Genomic DNA, 16,140 nt, shown 5'->3' on the forward strand with positions numbered 1-16,140 from the left:
CAATAAGAAAATGAATATCCGAGAACGCAATCACGGCGACGATCTGGTCCTGGCGGACATCTGGCTCCGTTCGGTGCGGGCCACGCATTCCTTCCTGACCGAAAAAGAGATTCAGGCCATGTACCCGCAGGTGCTCAACACCTACCTGCCGTCGGTGCGCGTGTGGGTCTGTGAGGACGATGCCGGCGAACTCGCCGGTTTCATGGGCCTGTCCGGCAACAAGGTGGAAATGCTGTTCGTGGACGCCAACAAACGCGGCAAGGGTGCCGGCCGCCGTCTGCTGAACTTCGCGCGGTCGCTGCACGGCACGCTGCTGGTCGACGTGAACGAGCAGAACCCGCAGGCGCATGGCTTCTACAAGCACTACGGATTCGAAGACACGGGCCGCTCGGCCCAAGACGATGCGGGCCGCCCGTTTCCAATCATCCACATGAAGCTGGCGGGCTGACGCGGCGCACCGCCGCTTGATGGGTTGCGCGGCCAGACGTCGCCGTTCTTGCCGCCGGCCCCTCGCGCTTCACCTGTTCTATGAATGCCGTGGCTCGTGGCGGGCACGCCATGCCTTCAGCGCATCGCGGTAGTTTTCCATGGCCTCATCGTAGCGATCGTAGACGCAGGGGATGCAACCGCTGTTGCAGCATTCCTCGGGCGCAGGGCGCTCTGGGGGGACGGGCTGCGGGTCGTGGTCTTCGGGAATTATCGGGGTGCTCATGACGCAATGTTAGCGCCGATCCGCCGGCTCTCAGGCGCTTGCTTGCGCATGCGCTGCGCGCCATTGCACGCGGCGGATTTCGTAGCGGACCTTGGCGCTGGCATCGTCGCCGGACGTTTCACCCACATACTGCAAACCGGCCTTTTCCATGACGCGGCGCGACGCCGCGTTCGATCGCAGCGCCACGGCCGACAACACGTCCACCGGCAGCAATTCGAACCCCATTTCGATCAACGCCGCCGCGATCTCGCCCGCATAGCCCCGCCCCCAGCAATCAGGAACGAACGCGTAGGCGAGTTCGATGGCGCCTTGATCGCCGGAGACCGTGTACTTCAGGCCGGCGCGGCCGGCCATCGCGCCGGTGTAGCGGTCCTCGAGCACGTACATGCCGTAGCCATACTCCAACCAATGCGCGACGTTTTGCGCCACATACAGCCGACTGGCGGCGGCATCACGCGTGCCGCCCATCGTCTGCATCAGGCCGGCGTCGGCGTGCATGTCGGTGATGAACGGCAGGTGCCCCTGCCGCATGCGCTGTGCGCGCAGACGGAGGGTCAGGAAGGCATCGGGGAACACGGCATGCGGCATGGGGCACTCACTTGGGCGGGAGCGCCCGCGCCGCCACCGGCGGATCGGCCTTCAGGACATCCAGGATGCGCTTGCCCACGCGGCCGTCCTGCGGCAGATTGCGGCGCTCTTGCTCGGCACGCACCGCGTCGCGGGTCTTGGCGCCCGGAATGCCATCCGCCACGCCGATGTCGTAGCCGCGACCGTAGAGGTCTTCCTGCAGCTGCTTGATCTCGGCCCGCGACAGGCCGGGATCATCCGTCGGCCACGCGGCCACGATAGCGGGGCCGCCCTGCAGGCGGTTCAGCAGCAGCGACACCGCCAGGCCGTAGCGGCGCGACTGGTTGTAATGCAGGATGGCGTCAAAGTTGACCGTGGCCAGGAACACCGGCCCCTTGGCACCGGTGGGCGCGAACAGATAGGCCTGCTCGTCGTTGCCCGAGGGCAGCTTCAGCACGGAGCCGTCACCCTGTTTCAGGCCGGCCTGGGCCCACTGCGCGATCGTGCGGCGGTCTTGCGAGCCCACGTATTCAGCGTCGGGTTCGGGCGGGATGGCGGCGGCAAGTTCGGCCGGCACCCGCACTTCCACGACGGCCGGCAGACCGTGCGTCCATTTGGCGCGACGCTTGCGCAAATGGCTGGCGGTGGACGCCAGCGCATCGGGCAGCGAGTTGTAGAGGTCGATGCGGCCGTCGCCGTCGCCGTCCGCGGCCAGTTCATAGAACGACGTCGGGATGAACTGCGTCATGCCGAAGGCGCCGCTCCAGGATCCCACGAAACTATCCGCAGGCACCGTGCCGTCGCGCAGCAGACGCACCGACGCGTAGGCGTTCTTTTCCCACAGGGTCTTGTTCTCGGTGCAGGCACGGGTCAACCAGGCGTTCAACACGTCGGTCTTGCCGATCTGGCGGCCATAGTTGGTCTCGATGCCGAAGATGGCGACGAGCGTGGCCGGATCCACTTGATACTGCTGGCCGATCGCAGCCAGTTGCGGGCCCACCTTCTTCATTACGGCGCGGCCGTCGTTGACGCGTTCGTCGTCCACGGTCTTGGCGATGTAGTCCCACCAGCTTTCGCGCCCTTCCGGCTGGCCCTTGGCGGACGCCACGGTCGTCGGCAGCAGCTTGGCGTTGGCGGTGTACTTGTCCCAGTCGGCGACGGTCAGGCCGTTGGCGGCCGCGCCCTTGCGCAGCTTCGCGATGCAAGCCTTGGTGTCCAGCTCGGTCGGCACAATGACCGTGGGCGCGGCAGCCGGCGCGGCGGCGGGCATCACCGTCGCCGTTGCGGCCGGCTCGGCGGTCGTGGCTGGCGCCGCCGCAGGGGGGGCTGACACGGCGGGAGCCGGGGCGGCGGCCGGTTTCTGTCCGGCGGCTTGCGCGGCGGTCACGTCATCAAACGTGCGCTTCGGCGTCAAGGTCGGTTGCACCGGCGCCGGGGCGGGCGACTGGGCGCGCGAGCCCGTAGCCGACTCGGGAGATTGCGCTTGCGCGGCGCCGGCGGTAGCCGCCATCACGGCGGCGGCCAGCAAGGCGCGGGAAAGGGTATCGATTCGAGGGCCTGAGGAACGCGAACGCATGGTAATCCTGAAAAATCGAAGTCAGCCGGGATCGTACCGCGACCAGCCGCCGAAATCGAACCGCAGGCGCGGTGCTAGGCGGCCGGCCTGCTTACTGGCGCGACCGGCGGCTCGCGCAACACCCGCAGGCAGACCACCATGGCGATCACGCTGAACAGGGCAAACCCCAAGGTCTGCCCCAGCATCACCCCCTCGGGGCCGCCGTAATGCGCGCCCAGCCACACGAACGGCAAGGTGCCCAAGGTAGCGCGCAGCCAGCCGATGACCGTGGAATACGTGGCGTAGCCCAGGTTGTTGAACACGGCGATCGACACGAAGAACAGGCTGTTCACCGCCCAGGCGAAACTGCCGTAGCGGCAGAAGAAGATGATCAGGTCGCGCCCCGGGCCGGTAACCTGGAACACGTCCGGCACCCAGGGCGCAAGCACCGCCAGCACGATGGCGGCGGCAAATCCGTAGCATAGGGCCCATCGCGATGTCAGCCTTACGGTCTGTTTCACGCGGTCCCATTGCCCCGATCCCAGGTTTTGCCCAAGAATGGGGCCCATGGCGCCCGGCAGCACGAAGAACAGCGAATAGGCCAGTTGCAGCAAGCGGTCCACTACCGTGGCGCCCGCCATGACGCTGGGGCCGAAGCTGGCATAGGTGGACGCGGTGAAGATCACCGCCGCCGGCGTCGCCAGCGTGGTCAGCGCGGCGGGCAAGGCGATCTTGCCGATGGCGGCCAGGTCGGCCCGCAACGTGCGCAACACGGGCCACGCCACCAGGCGATGCGTGCGGAACACCAGCCATGCACCCAGCGCCACCGTCGCCAGACGGCCCACGCCGCTCGCCCACGCGATGCCTTCCATGCCGCCGTCCAGCACGAAGATGACGATGGGATCCAGCGCCGCCACCGTGGCGGTGCCCGCCAGCAGTACCCACATGGACTGGCGGCCGCGGCCGGCGGCGCGCAGCAGGTTGGACAGCATCATGCCGATACCCATCATCACGGCGAAGGGCGTGGTGATCAACACGTACGACAGCAAGTGCGCGCGCACGTCTTCCGCCAACCCGATGGCGGCGGTGAACGGCCCGATCGCCGCCAGGAACACCGCGCCGGCCGCCACTCCCGCCGCCGCCATCAAGATCAGCGACGCCCCGGCCAGGGTACGCGCACGCGGCGCATTGCCGGACCCCAGCGCGCGCGACACCTGCGCGGCGCCGCCTACCGTGACGCCGATGCAGACCGCCGTGATCGTGAACTGCGTCATCGACCCGAACCCCACCGCGCCCAGCACGGCTTCATCCTTCAGCGTGCCCAGGTACAGCAGCGACAGAAACTCCACCGCGAAGACGGCCAGCATGCTGGCCCAGCCGGTGAGGATCATTTCCAGGACGTGGGGGCCCAAGGGCCCGGAGATGAAGCGGGCGCGCGGGGCGGCGGCGCGAGTGACGGTGGCCAAGGCGCGGCCTACCGTGCCGCGGACACGTTGGCGAACCAGTACTGGAACACGCTGCTTTCGTTGGAATACCAGGGCAGCATGCCGATCGAATCGGATTCGCGCCGCACGGTCACCAGCAAGCCGCCGGCCTCGGGGCGAAACAACGCCACATGCCGCCGCACGCCCATGGATTCGTACTGGCGCCAGTCATGCCGCACGCTGACCCACATCCGGCCCTGCGCGCAACCCGTGTGGCGCCGGATGCCGTCAGGCACGCCAGGCCTGGCGTCGTGAGTCAACGCGGCGGGATCTTGCGCGCCATTCAGCAAAGGCAAGTGCGCGGCCGACCGGGCCCCGCGCCCGTCCAGCGCCAGCACGGCCCATCCGCCAGCAGCGGGCGCGAACGCCACGGTGGCCGCGGAGGTCGACTGCCATTCCGGCAGCAGGTTGTCGTGCATGCCTGAAGGTCCAGCGGGTAGTACAGGAAATTGCGAAGGTCGGCGAGCGACTTCGTTTCGCGGTCGCCCGAGCGGTACTCGCCTTGCGCGCGGTACGTGCCCGTCAGGTCCGGGCATTGCGCCGGATCCGACGGCAGCACCACGGGCGTGCCGTCCCGGAATGGCGGCCATTTGACGGAGACCTCGTCCACCTTGGAGACGCCGCACGCGCTCAACGCCAGCGTCGCCAACCCCGCCGCCGCAAGCCGCATCATTCGTCGCGCGCCCAGTCCCGTTGCATTCATGGCTGTCTCCTTGCTTGCCAGCTTTCGGGTAACTCCCACTGGCGGCCGCCCCGTATTCGTTGTTGTGTCTGGCGACGAACTATATCCGAATCCCGCAGCGCCGTTGCCAAGCGCCTGACGCAGGGGAATAATCGGCCCATCGCTTCCCGCCCGCGCCATGACACCCTTCCGAGGCAAACTCCGTATCCGGCACCTGGAAATCGTGCTGACCGTCGCTGAACTGGGCAATTTGTCCAAAGCAGCGGCACAATTGCACAGCACGCAATCCGGCCTGTCCCGCGCCATCGCCGAAATCGAAGAGCTGGTGGGCGCCCGCCTGTTCGAGCGGACGGCCAAAGGCACGACGTGCACGCCGCTTGGCGACGCCATGTGCCGCCATGCGCGCCTGCTGCTGACCGACTTTCGCAAAGCCGAGATCGACCTGGCGGCGATGTCGCGCGGCGACGAAGGCAGCCTGACCGTCGGGTGTTTTTCGATGTTTGCCGGCTGGCCGGTGGCGCAAGCCGCGCGGGCCTTCCGGCAGGCCTATCCCCGCATTACGCTGACCATCGAAATCGGCACGCACGAACGCCTGATCGAAGACCTGGATGCCGGCGGCCTGGACGTGCTGATCAGCCGCTTCTCTTCCACCGTCAACCCGCAGATCTACCGGTCCACCACCTTGCTGGAAGACCCGGTGGTGCTGGGCTGCGCCATTGGGCATCCATTGGCCGGACGGGCGGACGCCACGCTGGCGGACTATGTGGCCTATCCGTGGATCACGGCGTTGCCGGGTAGCCGCATACGAGGCGAATTGGAGATGTCCTTGCGCAACGCCGGCTTGGCGATTCCGGATATGATCGGCGCCCTGTCGCTGGAATTCGGCCGCGAGATGCTGCTGGACGGCCAGTATCTGTGGATGCTGCCGGGCAGCGTGGCCGCGGTCCGGCAGGCTCGGGGCGAACTTATCGTGCTGCCGGCGCGCCCCGCCATCGGAAAATCACCCCTGGCCGCGATCTGGCGCCGAGACCGCCCCAGCACGCGGCAGGCGCGCGCCTTCGCCGAGCAGGTCAAGCAAGCCATCCAGGCGGACGACATCGCGCTGGCCGCCTAGCCGCAGACCCGGAATTCGCATCACCCTTTTTTATCGGAGCATCCATGTACGACTGGCTCAACGCATTGCCCAAGGCCGAACTGCACCTGCACCTGGAAGGCTCGCTGGAACCCGAGCTGCTGTTCCGGCTGGCGCAACGCAACGGCGTGGCCTTGCCCTGGCCCGACATCGATGCCCTGCGCGGCGCTTATCAGTACGACAATCTTCAGGAATTCCTCGACCTGTACTACCTGGGCGCCGACGTGCTGCGCACGGAACAGGATTTCTACGACCTGACCTGGGCCTATCTGCTGAAGTGCCGCGAACAGAATGTGGTGCATACCGAACCCTTCTTCGACCCCCAGACCCACACCGACCGCGGCGTACCGTTCGCCGCCGTACTTAACGGCATTCGCCAGGCGCTGGAAGACGGCCGCAAGCAACTGGGCGTGACCAGCGGCCTGATCCTCAGCTTTCTGCGCCACCTGCCCGAAGCGCAGGCCATGCGGACGCTGGAAGATGCGCTGCCCTTTCGCGACGCCTTCATCGCGGTGGGACTGGACAGTAGCGAAATGGGCTTTCCGCCGCGCCTGTTCCAGCGCGTGTTCGACCGCGCCCGTGCCGAAGGTCTGCCGGCCGTGGCCCACGCGGGCGAGGAAGGTCCGCCCGAATACATCTGGGAAGCGCTGGACCTGTTGAAGGTGCGACGCATCGACCACGGCGTGCGCGCCGCCGAAGACCCGAAACTGATCGCCCGCCTGATCGATGAACAAATCCCCCTGACCGTCTGCCCGCTGTCCAACACCCGGTTGCGCGTGTTTGACCACATGCGCGACCACAACATCCTGTCGCTGCTGGACGCGGGCGTGAAGGTCACGGTCAACTCCGACGACCCGGCTTATTTCGGCGGCTACGTCAACGAGAACTTCCACGCGCTGTACGAGCATCTGGGCATGACCCGTGCGCAAGCGCAAGCGCTAGCCGACAACAGCCTGGACGCGCGCATCGCCAACTAGGCGGCGCTAGAAAACAGGCGGCACCCAGGCCATGCGGGATCCGCATGGCAATGTTCAAAACCGGCATGGCTGCCCTGCCCCGATCTTCCCTACCATAGCCCCACGGTTGCGACGCCATCCGGCGCTGGCCGCACGACAACGATGCAAGGGGCAGGATATGAACCAACCCGTCCAAGCGGTGCTGCAGGCCGGCACGCTGACTGGCGAGCGCGAGGTGGGCGGCATCTGCTGCTATCGCGCCATTCCCTATGCGCAGCCTCCCGTGGGGAGCCTGCGCTTCGCGCCGCCGCAGCCTGCCGCATGGCGCGGCCACCTCGATGCCACGCGCGCCGGGCCCGTGGCGCCGCAACTGCCTTCGCGGCTACGCGGCGCCATGGGCGATTTCGACGCGCCACAATCCGAAGACTGCCTGCACCTGACCGTATGGACGCCTGGCGCGGACGCCGCGCGACGGCCCGTGGTGGTGTGGCTGCATGGCGGCGCCTGGCAAAGCGGCGGCGGCGCGCTGGATTGGTACGACGGATCACATCTTGCGGCCCGGGGCGACCTCGTGGTCGTGGCCGTCAATTACCGGCTGGCCGCGCTGGGCTGGCTGTATGTGCCCGGACAAACCGCCAACGTCGGCCTGCTGGACCAGGAGATGGCGATCGACTGGGTGCTGGACAACATCCAGGACCTGGGCGGCGACCCCGAGCGGATCACGGTCATGGGCCAATCGGCAGGAGCGTCGTCGATTTGTGCGATGCTGGCGCGACAACCCCGTTTCTCGCGCGCCATTCTGCAAAGCGCGGCGCTGGGCCGGGGCTTTCGCAGCGCTGCGCAAGCCGACGCGCTGGGCCAGGCGTTTTTACACGCTGCCGGCGCCGAATCGCTGGACGCGGCACGTGGCTTGCCCGTGGCTGCCCTGCTGGCGGCCCAGCAGGCGCCCGCCGTGCAGGACGCGTTGCGCGCCGAAGGCAGCAGCCGCAGCCAGTTCTGCCCCGTGCTGGACGGCCAGGTACTGCCGCAAGACATCGCACCCGCGCTGCAACGGGCGGCCTCCCGCGCGGATGTGCTGGTGGCCTATACCCGCGACGAAATGGCGGCCTTTCCCGGCCAAATGGCCAACGCGTCCGATGCGGCCGGCCAACAAGCCGGCGAGGAGGTCTTCGGCGCGCCTTCCCGTCAATGGGCCCGGGACGCCGTAGCAAGTGGCCGGCAAGCCTGGCTGACGCGCTTCGACGTGGCGCCCACCGCGCGCTTCGGGGCCTGCCATTGCATCGAACTGCCGTTCGTGTTCGGCACCATCGGCGCCTATGCCGCCGCCCCGATGCTGGCGGGATTGCCCGAGGCGCAGGCGTCCCAGCTTACGCAGCAGACGCAGCAAGCGTGGATCGCGTTCATCCGCGGCGAAGCGCCCGACTGGCCGATGGCGCCGCACCAGCACATCCTGGCCTGAGCCTGCGACCGCATCGCCCACCTACAACACAAGGGGAAATTCCATGTTCAAGCACACCGTGCTGGCACTTGCGCTGCTGGCGCCAGTGGCCGCTTCGGCCACCTATCCCGACAAACCCGTGAAGATCATCGTATCCAACCCGCCCGGCGGCCCGGTGGACGTAATGCTGCGCGTGCTGGCCAGCAAACTGGGCGCCGCCTGGGGGCAGCCGGTGGTGGTGGAGAACCGGCCGGGCGCCTCCGGCATCATCAGCACCAGCGCCCTGGTCAAGTCGGCGCCCGATGGCTACACGCTGGGCATGGTGGTGGCATCCACCGTCACGATCGTGCCATTCGCGGTGGATGCGCTGCCTTTCGACACGCAAAAGGACCTGCAGCCGATCTCGCTGGTGGCCCGCACGCCGTTCCTCTTCATCGTGTCCAAGGACAGCCCGATCAAGACCTGGGAAGACTTCGTGCGCGAAAGCAAGGCGCGCAACCTGAGTGTGGGGTCGTTCTCCATCGGCACGGCCTTTCATCTGGTGTGGGAACAGACCGCCCGGCGCGCCGGCATCAAGGCCCTTTACGTGCCGTCGTCCTCGTCCGGTAAGACACAGAACGACCTGATCGGTGGCCAACTGGATGTGGGCCTGGATGCGCCATCCAGCGCCAAGGGCCTGATAGACAGCGGCCGCTTGCGCGCCATCGCCATCACCAGCCCCGAACGCTTCCGCGGCCTGCCCGGCACGCCCACGCTGAAGGAGTCCGGCCTGGACTACGCGCCGCAACCCTGGATCGGCTTGATGGCGCCCGCCGGCGTGCCGACAGAGCGCGTGGCGTTTATCCAGAAGGCGGTGTCGGACATTTTGAAAGATCCCGCGATGCAGACGCAGATGGACACGCTGGGCATGATCCCGATCGGCAGTTCGCCGGAAGAACTGGCAGCGACCATCAAGGCGGACCGCGCCGACATGGCGCCGCTGATCAAGGAGCTGGGCATCAAGCTGCAATAAGTCGGTATCGAGAATGCGTTCTTTTCAATTGACCGACGGTCGGTCGATAACTAGAATGGCTTTTTCGCCACCGGTTCCGCTTTCATGCCCATGTCGCCCTCGCGCCGCCGCGCCCTTGCCATTGCCGTCAACCTGGGCAGCTTCATCACCATCCTGGACATCAGCATCGTCAACGTGGCGTTGCCCACCATGCAGGCCGCGCTGCAGATCGACATGGCGGGCCTGCAGTGGGTGGTGGACGCCTACGCGTTGTTCCTGTCCGCCTTGATGTTGTCGGCAGGCCCCCTGGGCGACCGCTATGGCCGCAAGCGTTCCTGGCTGGCCGGCGTGCTGTTGTTCACGGCCGGCTCCGCAATCTGCGGATGGGCGGGCAGCCTGCCCGTGCTGCTGATCGGGCGCGCCGTGCAAGGCGTGGCGGGCGCCTTGCTGATTCCCGGCGCGCTGTCGTTGCTGACACAGGCCTTTCCGGACCCGAAAGCGCGCGCACAGGCGATCGGCGTGTGGGCATCGTGCAATGCGATCTCGCTAATCGTGGGGCCGATGTTGGGCGGCCTGCTGGTGGCGCATTTCAGCTGGCAGAGCATCTTCCTGATCAACCTGCCGGTGGGTGCGTTGGCCATCGCCCTGGGTGCATGGGGCATCCAGGAAAGCGCGGACCCCGAACACGCCGCCTTCGACCCTGCGGGCCAGGCACTTAGCGTGGTCTGGCTGGGCGCGCTGACCTACGGCCTGATCGCGGCGGGCGAACACGGCTGGAATGCCACGGACGCCGTGGCCTCATTGTGCGTGGCGGCGGCGGGGCTGGCGGCCTTCCTGGTGGTCGAACACCGCGCGGCGCGGCCCTTGCTGCCGCTGCGCCTGTTCCGCGATGCCGGCTTCGCGACAACCAACTTCGCCTCGTTTGTGCTGGGCTTTTCGGGCTATAGCAGTTTGTTTTTCTTTTCGCTGTATCTGCAGCATGTGCAAGGCTTGTCGCCGCTGGACACCGGGTGGCGGCTGGCGCCGCAGTTCATCGCGACCGGGCTGGTATCGACGGTGTTCGGCCGCCTGAACCTGCGCTTCGGCCTGCCCCGGCTGATGATCGCCGGCTACGGCCTGATTGGCGCCGCCATGCTGGGCATGATGCAATTCGACGCGCATACGCCCTGGCTCGCGACCGGATCGCTGATGGTGATGCTGGGCCTGGGCATGGGGCTGGCCGTGCCGTCGACCAGCATGGCCGTCATGGCGACGGTGCCGCGCGCGCGTTCGGGCATGGCGTCCGCCACCATGAACGCGCTGCGCCAGACCGGCATGACGATAGGCATCGCGTTGCTGGGCGCATTAATGAGCGGTCGCGCAATCGACGCGTTCACCCGCACGTTGGCAGGCATGGGCGTGGCCGATGCGCCGGGCGTGGCGCGCGCCGCCGTCACGCGCCATGTCATGCCTGCCCAACCGTCAGGCATCGTCGCCGGATTCGCCGACGCGCTGGCCAGCGGTTTCCACACCGCGATGCTGATCGCGGGCGCCGCATCCGTATTGACGGCGGTGTTGCTGTGGGCCGTCGCGCGCGGCGCCAAGCCCGCGCTGCACACCGTTTGAACGCCTGATTCCGGCGCCCAGAATTCCACCTCCCGGAATCAAACGGCGGTGATTTTAAGCATCCGTAACAAAGCTGCCGGCCGCGCGGCGCTTGGGTAAGATCCTCATCCAATAACAGGTTAACAACCACGAGGAGAAGACCATGCAATCGCGTAAGACGTTATTCCGGCTGGCCCCGCTGGCGCTCGCCGCCCATCTGCTGATGGCCGGCCCCGCGGCGGCCCAAAGCGCGCCCGGCACGCAAGGCCCGTTGCCGCCCGCGCCCAACGCCGCGCTGTCCGAACAGATCGACCAGCGCGCGAAAGCGATCGAAGACAAGCTCATCGCCTGGCGTCGCGACATCCACCAGCATCCCGAACTGGGCAACCAGGAAACGCGTACCGCCAAGCTCGTGGCGGATCATCTGCGCGCGCTGGGCATGGACGTGAAGACCGGCGTGGCAGGCACGGGCGTCGTCGCCGTGCTCAAGGGAGGCAAACCCGGGCCGGTCGTGGCGCTGCGCGCCGACATGGATGCCCTGCCCGTCAAGGAGCAAGTGGACGTGCCCTTCGCGTCGAAAGCCAAGGGCACTTATCTGGGCAAAGACGTGGACGTGATGCACGCCTGCGGCCACGACACCCACACCGCCATTTTGATGGCTACCGCCGAAGTCCTGGCCGGCATGAAAGACCAGTTGCCCGGCAGTGTGAAGTTCATTTTCCAGCCCGCCGAGGAAAGCCCGGCAGACTTCGAACCGGACGGCAAGAAGATCTGGGGCGCCAAGATGATGGTGCAGGAAGGCGTGCTGGAAAATCCCAAGGTGGACGCCATCTTCGGCTTGCACGTGTCCAGCGCGTATCCGGCCGGCTGGCTGTCGTGGCGCAGCGGCCCGGCCATGGCTGCCGCCGACCAGTTCTGGATCGACGTCACCGGCAAGCAGACGCACGGCGCGCGCCCCTGGTCGGGCATCGACCCCATCGTCGTCAGTTCCCAGATCATCCTGGGCTTGCAGACCATTCCCAGCCGCCAGATCAACAGCATGCTGGAGCCTGCCGTCATCACCGTGGGCGCCATCCACGGCGGCAACCGCATGAACATCGTGCCGGACAACGTCGCCATGACGGGCACCATCCGCACCTATGACGAAGGCATGAAGAAGGACATCCATCAACGCATCACCCGCACCGCCGAGATGATCGCGCAAAGCGCCGGCGCGAAGGCCGACGTGCGCGTGGTCGAACTCTACAACGCCACCGTCAACAACCCGGCGCTGACCGAGCAGATGGGTTCCACCTTGCGCCGCGTGGCGGGCGAAGGCAACTATGGCCTGCAACCGAAATCCACGGCGTCGGAAGACTTTTCGTTTTATCAGGAAAAGGTGCCGGGCATGTTCTTCTATCTGGGCGTGACGCCCAAGGGTACCGACGTGGAAAAGGCCGCCCCCAATCACTCGCCGCGCTTCTACGTGGATGAATCAGGCCTGATCAACGGCGTGCGCGCCTTGTCGAATCTGACCATCGACTACATGGCCCGCGCGCAGAAAGGCAGCTAAGCGGCACGGCAGGCGGGCGTGAAGCCCGCCCGCAGGGCCGCCATGTGCTTCAGCGGTCCGCCTGCGCGGTGGCGTCAAACCCCGGGTGATACGCAACCCGGCCTTGCGCCGGGCGCGTGAATGCCTGCGCCATGAAGTACTCCGGCGGCACGCCGGGATACGTCAATGCGGGCGTCGGCTCAAATCCGAAACGCCGGTAATACGCCGGGTCGCCCAACACCACGCAGCCCGCCGCGCCCATTGCCTTCAGGCGGTCCAGGCCGGCCCGGATCAACGCCCCGCCGATGCCGCGGCCCTGCCAGTCAGGCAACACTGCGACCGGTCCCAACCCGTACCAATCCGGCGATCCGTCGCTGATCCGGACGGGAGAAAACGCAATGTGCCCCACGGCCTGTGCATTGGCCCGCGCCACCAGCGACAGCGTCAACGCGCCTGCCTCGCGCAGCGCGTGGGTGATGTAGCCTTCGGTCTGCTGGCTATGAAGATGGTCTTTGAACGCAGCTTGCGTCAACGTGAAAATGGCGTCGTGGTCTTCCGGCATTTCCGGCAGGATCTGCATGCCTGGGCTCCCATCGAATCGAGCTGAAAGTGTAGCCGCCCTTGACGGCCATTGCGCATTGACGACCGTCGGCACGGTGGCTACAGTGACCGGCAGCCCTGCGCCTTCCTCGGCGCTTTTTTCCGCCCTTCAGGACTCTTATGAACAGCTACCGCGTCGGCATCGCCGGCTTCGGCGCCATCGGCCAAGCCGTGGCGCAATCCCTGGACGCCGGCGTGCCCGGCCTGACCTTGGCCGCCGTCGCCGTGCGCGACCCCAAGGCCCCGCCCGCCTTCGCATGGACCCACGCGGCCCCGGTCTTCACCACCCTTGACGCCTTGCACGAGCATTGCGACGTGGTCGTGGAATGCGCGCCCGCCGCCGTGTTCCGCGACATCGCCGAACCCGTGCTGCGCAAGGGCAAGAAGATGGTGGTGCTGAGCTCCGGCGCCCTGCTGCGCCACGACGACCTGATCGAACTGGCGCGCCAGCATCATGGCCAGATCATCGTGCCGTCGGGCGCTATCCTGGGGCTGGACGCCATCACGGCGGCCGCCGAAGGCGTCATCCATTCCGTCACGATGATCACCCGCAAACCCGTGCGCGGCCTGCTGGGCGCGCCTTACCTGACCGACAACAACATCGACATCACCGACATCACCGAACCGCGCCTGATCTTCCGCGGTTCGCCACGCGAGGCCGCAGTGGGCTTTCCGGCCAACCTGAACGTGGCCGTCAGCGTGTCGCTGGCGGGCATCGGGCCCGACCGCACCACGCTGGAGATCTGGGCCGACCCGTCGCTGGAACGCAATATCCACCGCGTGGAAGTCGTCTCGGATTCGGCGTCGTTCTCGATGGAAATCCAGAACATTCCCTCGGCGAACCCCAAGACAGGCCGCATCACGGCACAAAGCGTGGTCGCCGCGCTGCGCAAGCTGACCAGCCCGCTGCGCATGGGCACCTGAACGGCGCGCAGCCCCACCTTTGCCGACCGGCCCGGCGGGTCAAGCGGGTCGGTCCATCAGGCTGCGGCGCGCAAGGCCGCGCTGTCGGCCGGCGGCGCCATGGGTTCCACCGCCCAACCGCCCTCGCCGTCCAGCGCCAGCCGATGCGTGTGGAACGGGTCCAGCGTGCTGCGATGGCCCACGCTGACCAGCATGCAGTCGGGCAGCGCACGGCGCAACAGGCTGTACAGCATGTGCTCCAGCCCTTCGTCGGTTGCCGAAGTGGCTTCGTCCAGGAACACGATGGCCGGCCGATTGAACAGTACCCGGGCAAACGCCACGCGCTGCTGTTCACCCAGGGACAGGATGCGGGACCAGTCCGCGACCTCGTCCAGGCGACCGGCCAAATGCCCCAGATTGACGTGCCGCAATGCGTCGGCCAGGCGCGCGTCATCCTGCGGCTGCGCCTGCCCCGGGTAGGCCACGGCGCCCCGCAAATCGCCCAGCGGCAGATAGGGCCGCTGCGACAGGAACAACGCCGATGCGCCTTCGGGCCGCCGCACCCGGCCTTGCGCATAAGGCCACAACCCGGCCAACGCCCGCAACAAGGTCGTCTTGCCGCTGCCCGACGGCCCCTTGATCAACAAGGTCTGCCCCGGGCGCAACCGCAGATGCAATTGGCGCAGCAACATGCTGCCGTCAGGGCGCGTCACCGTGACCCCATCGATGTCCAAGCCATCCCGCCACGGCTCGGTTTGCACCGCCGGCAACCCGCGCGCCGCTTCGTTCGCATCCAGGAATCCATTCAGGCGGTCCAGCGTGGCGCGGTATTGCGCAAAGGTGTCGTAGGACGTCCGGAAGAACGACAGCGCATCCTGTACCTGGCCAAACGCCTGCGAGGTCTGCATCACATCACCCAGCTTGATCGCGCCGCTAAAGAAACGTGGCGCCTGCAGAATGAAGGGGAAGACCACCGCAACCTGGCTGACCGACAAATTGAAGCCGTCGAACTTCAGGCCCCGGTAGACCCGTGCCCAGAGGTTCGCGATGTAGGCCGCAAACCGTGTCCACAACGTCGCGCGCTCTGCCGCTTCGCCTTGGTAGAACGCGACGTTTTCGGCGTTTTCACGCAAACGGACCAGCGCGTAGCGGAAGTTGGCGGTCAGCCGTTCCGACAGGAAATTCAGCTGGATCAACGGACGGCCGATCTTGAAGGCGAACCACGTCGCGACGATCACATACAGAAAGACCACGAACACCATGGCGCGCGGGATGTCGATGCCCCCGACCGACAACGGGCCGGACAGCCCCCACAGGATGCCGGTGAACGCCACCAGCGACACCACCGCGCTGAGCGCGCCGATGGCCAGCGTGCGCGAGCCGGTGACGAACATCGCGATGTCCTGCTCGATGCGTTGGTCAGGGTTATCGACGGGCGCATCCACGAAGTGCCCGCGGTAGTACGCGCTGGCGCCAAGCCAGTCGCGCGTGAGGCGGTCGTTCAACCACACGCGCCAATGGATATCGAATGACTGGCCGACATAACTGTCGGCAAGCGCACGCACGACGTGCACGGAGGCCAGTATCGAGAAGATGCCCAGGAAGCGCCAGAAGGCGGTGGGATCCAGCGCTTGCAGCGCGCTATAGAAGCCGTTGTACCAAAATGAGAACAGCACGGTCATGCGCACCGCGGCCATCGCCAGGAACAGCAATAGCGCCAGCGTCAACAAGGGCCGCCAACTGCGCCGTGGCGTGAGGTAAGGCCATGCCAGGCGCCAGAACTTGCGGCCCCAGTCGGTCGTGCGCGCCAGCACCACCGCCATCAACGCGGTCGCGACGGCCGTGATGCCAAACGCGCGCGCAAGCCACAGCGCGCTTTCCGCCAATTGCTGTTGCCAGTTCAGATCCATGGGCAAGCCCCCGAAAAGCCATTCCTGGTTAGACGGGACGGCGGGGCCGGGTTCCGAAGAAAATGCCGTTTTAAGCCTGGCTTAAGCGTTCTGAA

General features: G+C 66.8%; 15 protein-coding genes. 8 read left to right on the plus strand and 7 right to left on the minus strand.

Annotation, left to right across the window (positions count from 1 at the left end):
* The first annotated feature begins 10 nt into the window (after positions 1–10).
* A complete protein-coding gene (locus tag ACE039_RS00605) occupies positions 11–448 on the plus strand; it encodes an acetyltransferase (RefSeq protein ID WP_105556448.1) in 438 nt (145 codons plus the stop codon).
* 78 nt (positions 449–526) lie between these two features.
* Here ACE039_RS00605 and ACE039_RS00610 read toward each other — a convergent pair whose 3' ends face one another.
* From ACE039_RS00610 to ACE039_RS00630, 5 genes are all read right to left on the minus strand, one after another.
* On the minus strand, positions 527–712 hold the full coding sequence (locus ACE039_RS00610) for an oxidoreductase-like domain-containing protein (protein WP_448710499.1): 186 nt from the start codon (positions 710–712) through the stop codon (positions 527–529).
* A gap of 30 nt (positions 713–742) precedes the next feature.
* Positions 743–1,300 (minus strand): GNAT family N-acetyltransferase, encoded by a 558-nt coding sequence (locus tag ACE039_RS00615; RefSeq protein ID WP_448710498.1) that lies wholly within the window; start codon positions 1,298–1,300, stop codon positions 743–745.
* Between the two features lie 7 nt (positions 1,301–1,307).
* A complete protein-coding gene (locus ACE039_RS00620; protein WP_485821361.1) occupies positions 1,308–2,855 on the minus strand; it encodes a lytic murein transglycosylase in 1,548 nt (515 codons plus the stop codon).
* Between the two features lie 74 nt (positions 2,856–2,929).
* Positions 2,930–4,300: an MATE family efflux transporter gene (locus ACE039_RS00625; RefSeq protein ID WP_485821362.1), complete on the minus strand. Its 1,371-nt coding sequence runs from the start codon at positions 4,298–4,300 to the stop codon at positions 2,930–2,932.
* 8 nt (positions 4,301–4,308) lie between these two features.
* Entirely contained in the window at positions 4,309–4,737 is a 429-nt protein-coding gene (locus ACE039_RS00630) for a hypothetical protein (RefSeq protein ID WP_485821363.1), read from the minus strand.
* Between the two features lie 441 nt (positions 4,738–5,178).
* Here ACE039_RS00630 and ACE039_RS00635 point away from each other — a divergent pair, with 441 nt between their 5' ends.
* The 6 genes from ACE039_RS00635 to ACE039_RS00660 all read left to right on the plus strand — a co-directional run bounded on the left by ACE039_RS00635 (position 5,179) and on the right by ACE039_RS00660 (position 12,653).
* Positions 5,179–6,114 carry a LysR family transcriptional regulator gene (locus ACE039_RS00635; protein ID WP_105556454.1) on the plus strand — a complete coding sequence of 312 codons (936 nt, stop codon included), beginning with the start codon at positions 5,179–5,181 and terminating at the stop codon, positions 6,112–6,114.
* A 44-nt stretch (positions 6,115–6,158) separates the two neighbouring features.
* The gene (locus ACE039_RS00640) at positions 6,159–7,109 is read left to right on the plus strand and encodes an adenosine deaminase (protein ID WP_485821364.1); all 951 of its coding nucleotides are present in this window, start codon (positions 6,159–6,161) and stop codon (positions 7,107–7,109) included.
* A gap of 157 nt (positions 7,110–7,266) precedes the next feature.
* Positions 7,267–8,547, plus strand: a complete 1,281-nt coding sequence (locus tag ACE039_RS00645) for a carboxylesterase family protein (protein ID WP_485821365.1) — start codon at positions 7,267–7,269, stop codon at positions 8,545–8,547.
* Positions 8,548–8,590: 43 nt separating this feature from the next.
* Positions 8,591–9,538 carry a Bug family tripartite tricarboxylate transporter substrate binding protein gene (locus ACE039_RS00650; RefSeq protein WP_310029866.1) on the plus strand — a complete coding sequence of 316 codons (948 nt, stop codon included), beginning with the start codon at positions 8,591–8,593 and terminating at the stop codon, positions 9,536–9,538.
* 84 nt (positions 9,539–9,622) lie between these two features.
* Positions 9,623–11,122 (plus strand): MFS transporter, encoded by a 1,500-nt coding sequence (locus ACE039_RS00655; RefSeq protein WP_485821366.1) that lies wholly within the window; start codon positions 9,623–9,625, stop codon positions 11,120–11,122.
* A gap of 142 nt (positions 11,123–11,264) precedes the next feature.
* Complete coding sequence (locus ACE039_RS00660; protein WP_448710343.1) at positions 11,265–12,653, plus strand: amidohydrolase; 1,389 nt, start codon at positions 11,265–11,267, stop codon at positions 12,651–12,653.
* 49 nt (positions 12,654–12,702) lie between these two features.
* On the opposite strand, the gene ACE039_RS00665 is transcribed toward ACE039_RS00660, so the two are convergent.
* The gene (locus ACE039_RS00665; protein ID WP_485821367.1) at positions 12,703–13,212 is read right to left on the minus strand and encodes a GNAT family N-acetyltransferase; all 510 of its coding nucleotides are present in this window, start codon (positions 13,210–13,212) and stop codon (positions 12,703–12,705) included.
* Positions 13,213–13,352: 140 nt separating this feature from the next.
* On the opposite strand from ACE039_RS00665, the gene ACE039_RS00670 reads away from it, so the two are divergent.
* The gene (locus ACE039_RS00670) at positions 13,353–14,156 is read left to right on the plus strand and encodes an aspartate dehydrogenase (protein ID WP_485821368.1); all 804 of its coding nucleotides are present in this window, start codon (positions 13,353–13,355) and stop codon (positions 14,154–14,156) included.
* Between the two features lie 56 nt (positions 14,157–14,212).
* On the opposite strand, the gene ACE039_RS00675 is transcribed toward ACE039_RS00670, so the two are convergent.
* Positions 14,213–16,045 carry an ABC transporter ATP-binding protein/permease gene (locus ACE039_RS00675; RefSeq protein ID WP_485821369.1) on the minus strand — a complete coding sequence of 611 codons (1,833 nt, stop codon included), beginning with the start codon at positions 16,043–16,045 and terminating at the stop codon, positions 14,213–14,215.
* Between the last annotated feature and the right edge of the window lie 95 nt (positions 16,046–16,140).

The organism is Achromobacter maghribensis (genome assembly GCF_057334215.1).

Coding starts and splice junctions, on each gene's coding strand:
- ACE039_RS00630 (WP_485821363.1), bottom strand. CDS start 4,737: ATGCACGACAACCTGCTGCCGGAATGGCAGTCGACCTCCGCGGCCACC.
- ACE039_RS00645 (WP_485821365.1), top strand. CDS start 7,267: ATGAACCAACCCGTCCAAGCGGTGCTGCAGGCCGGCACGCTGACTGGC.
- ACE039_RS00610 (WP_448710499.1), bottom strand. CDS start 712: ATGAGCACCCCGATAATTCCCGAAGACCACGACCCGCAGCCCGTCCCC.
- ACE039_RS00655 (WP_485821366.1), top strand. CDS start 9,623: ATGCCCATGTCGCCCTCGCGCCGCCGCGCCCTTGCCATTGCCGTCAAC.
- ACE039_RS00675 (WP_485821369.1), bottom strand. CDS start 16,045: ATGGATCTGAACTGGCAACAGCAATTGGCGGAAAGCGCGCTGTGGCTT.
- ACE039_RS00640 (WP_485821364.1), top strand. CDS start 6,159: ATGTACGACTGGCTCAACGCATTGCCCAAGGCCGAACTGCACCTGCAC.
- ACE039_RS00665 (WP_485821367.1), bottom strand. CDS start 13,212: ATGCAGATCCTGCCGGAAATGCCGGAAGACCACGACGCCATTTTCACG.
- ACE039_RS00650 (WP_310029866.1), top strand. CDS start 8,591: ATGTTCAAGCACACCGTGCTGGCACTTGCGCTGCTGGCGCCAGTGGCC.
- ACE039_RS00660 (WP_448710343.1), top strand. CDS start 11,265: ATGCAATCGCGTAAGACGTTATTCCGGCTGGCCCCGCTGGCGCTCGCC.
- ACE039_RS00605 (WP_105556448.1), top strand. CDS start 11: ATGAATATCCGAGAACGCAATCACGGCGACGATCTGGTCCTGGCGGAC.
- ACE039_RS00670 (WP_485821368.1), top strand. CDS start 13,353: ATGAACAGCTACCGCGTCGGCATCGCCGGCTTCGGCGCCATCGGCCAA.
- ACE039_RS00620 (WP_485821361.1), bottom strand. CDS start 2,855: ATGCGTTCGCGTTCCTCAGGCCCTCGAATCGATACCCTTTCCCGCGCC.
- ACE039_RS00615 (WP_448710498.1), bottom strand. CDS start 1,300: ATGCCGCATGCCGTGTTCCCCGATGCCTTCCTGACCCTCCGTCTGCGC.
- ACE039_RS00635 (WP_105556454.1), top strand. CDS start 5,179: ATGACACCCTTCCGAGGCAAACTCCGTATCCGGCACCTGGAAATCGTG.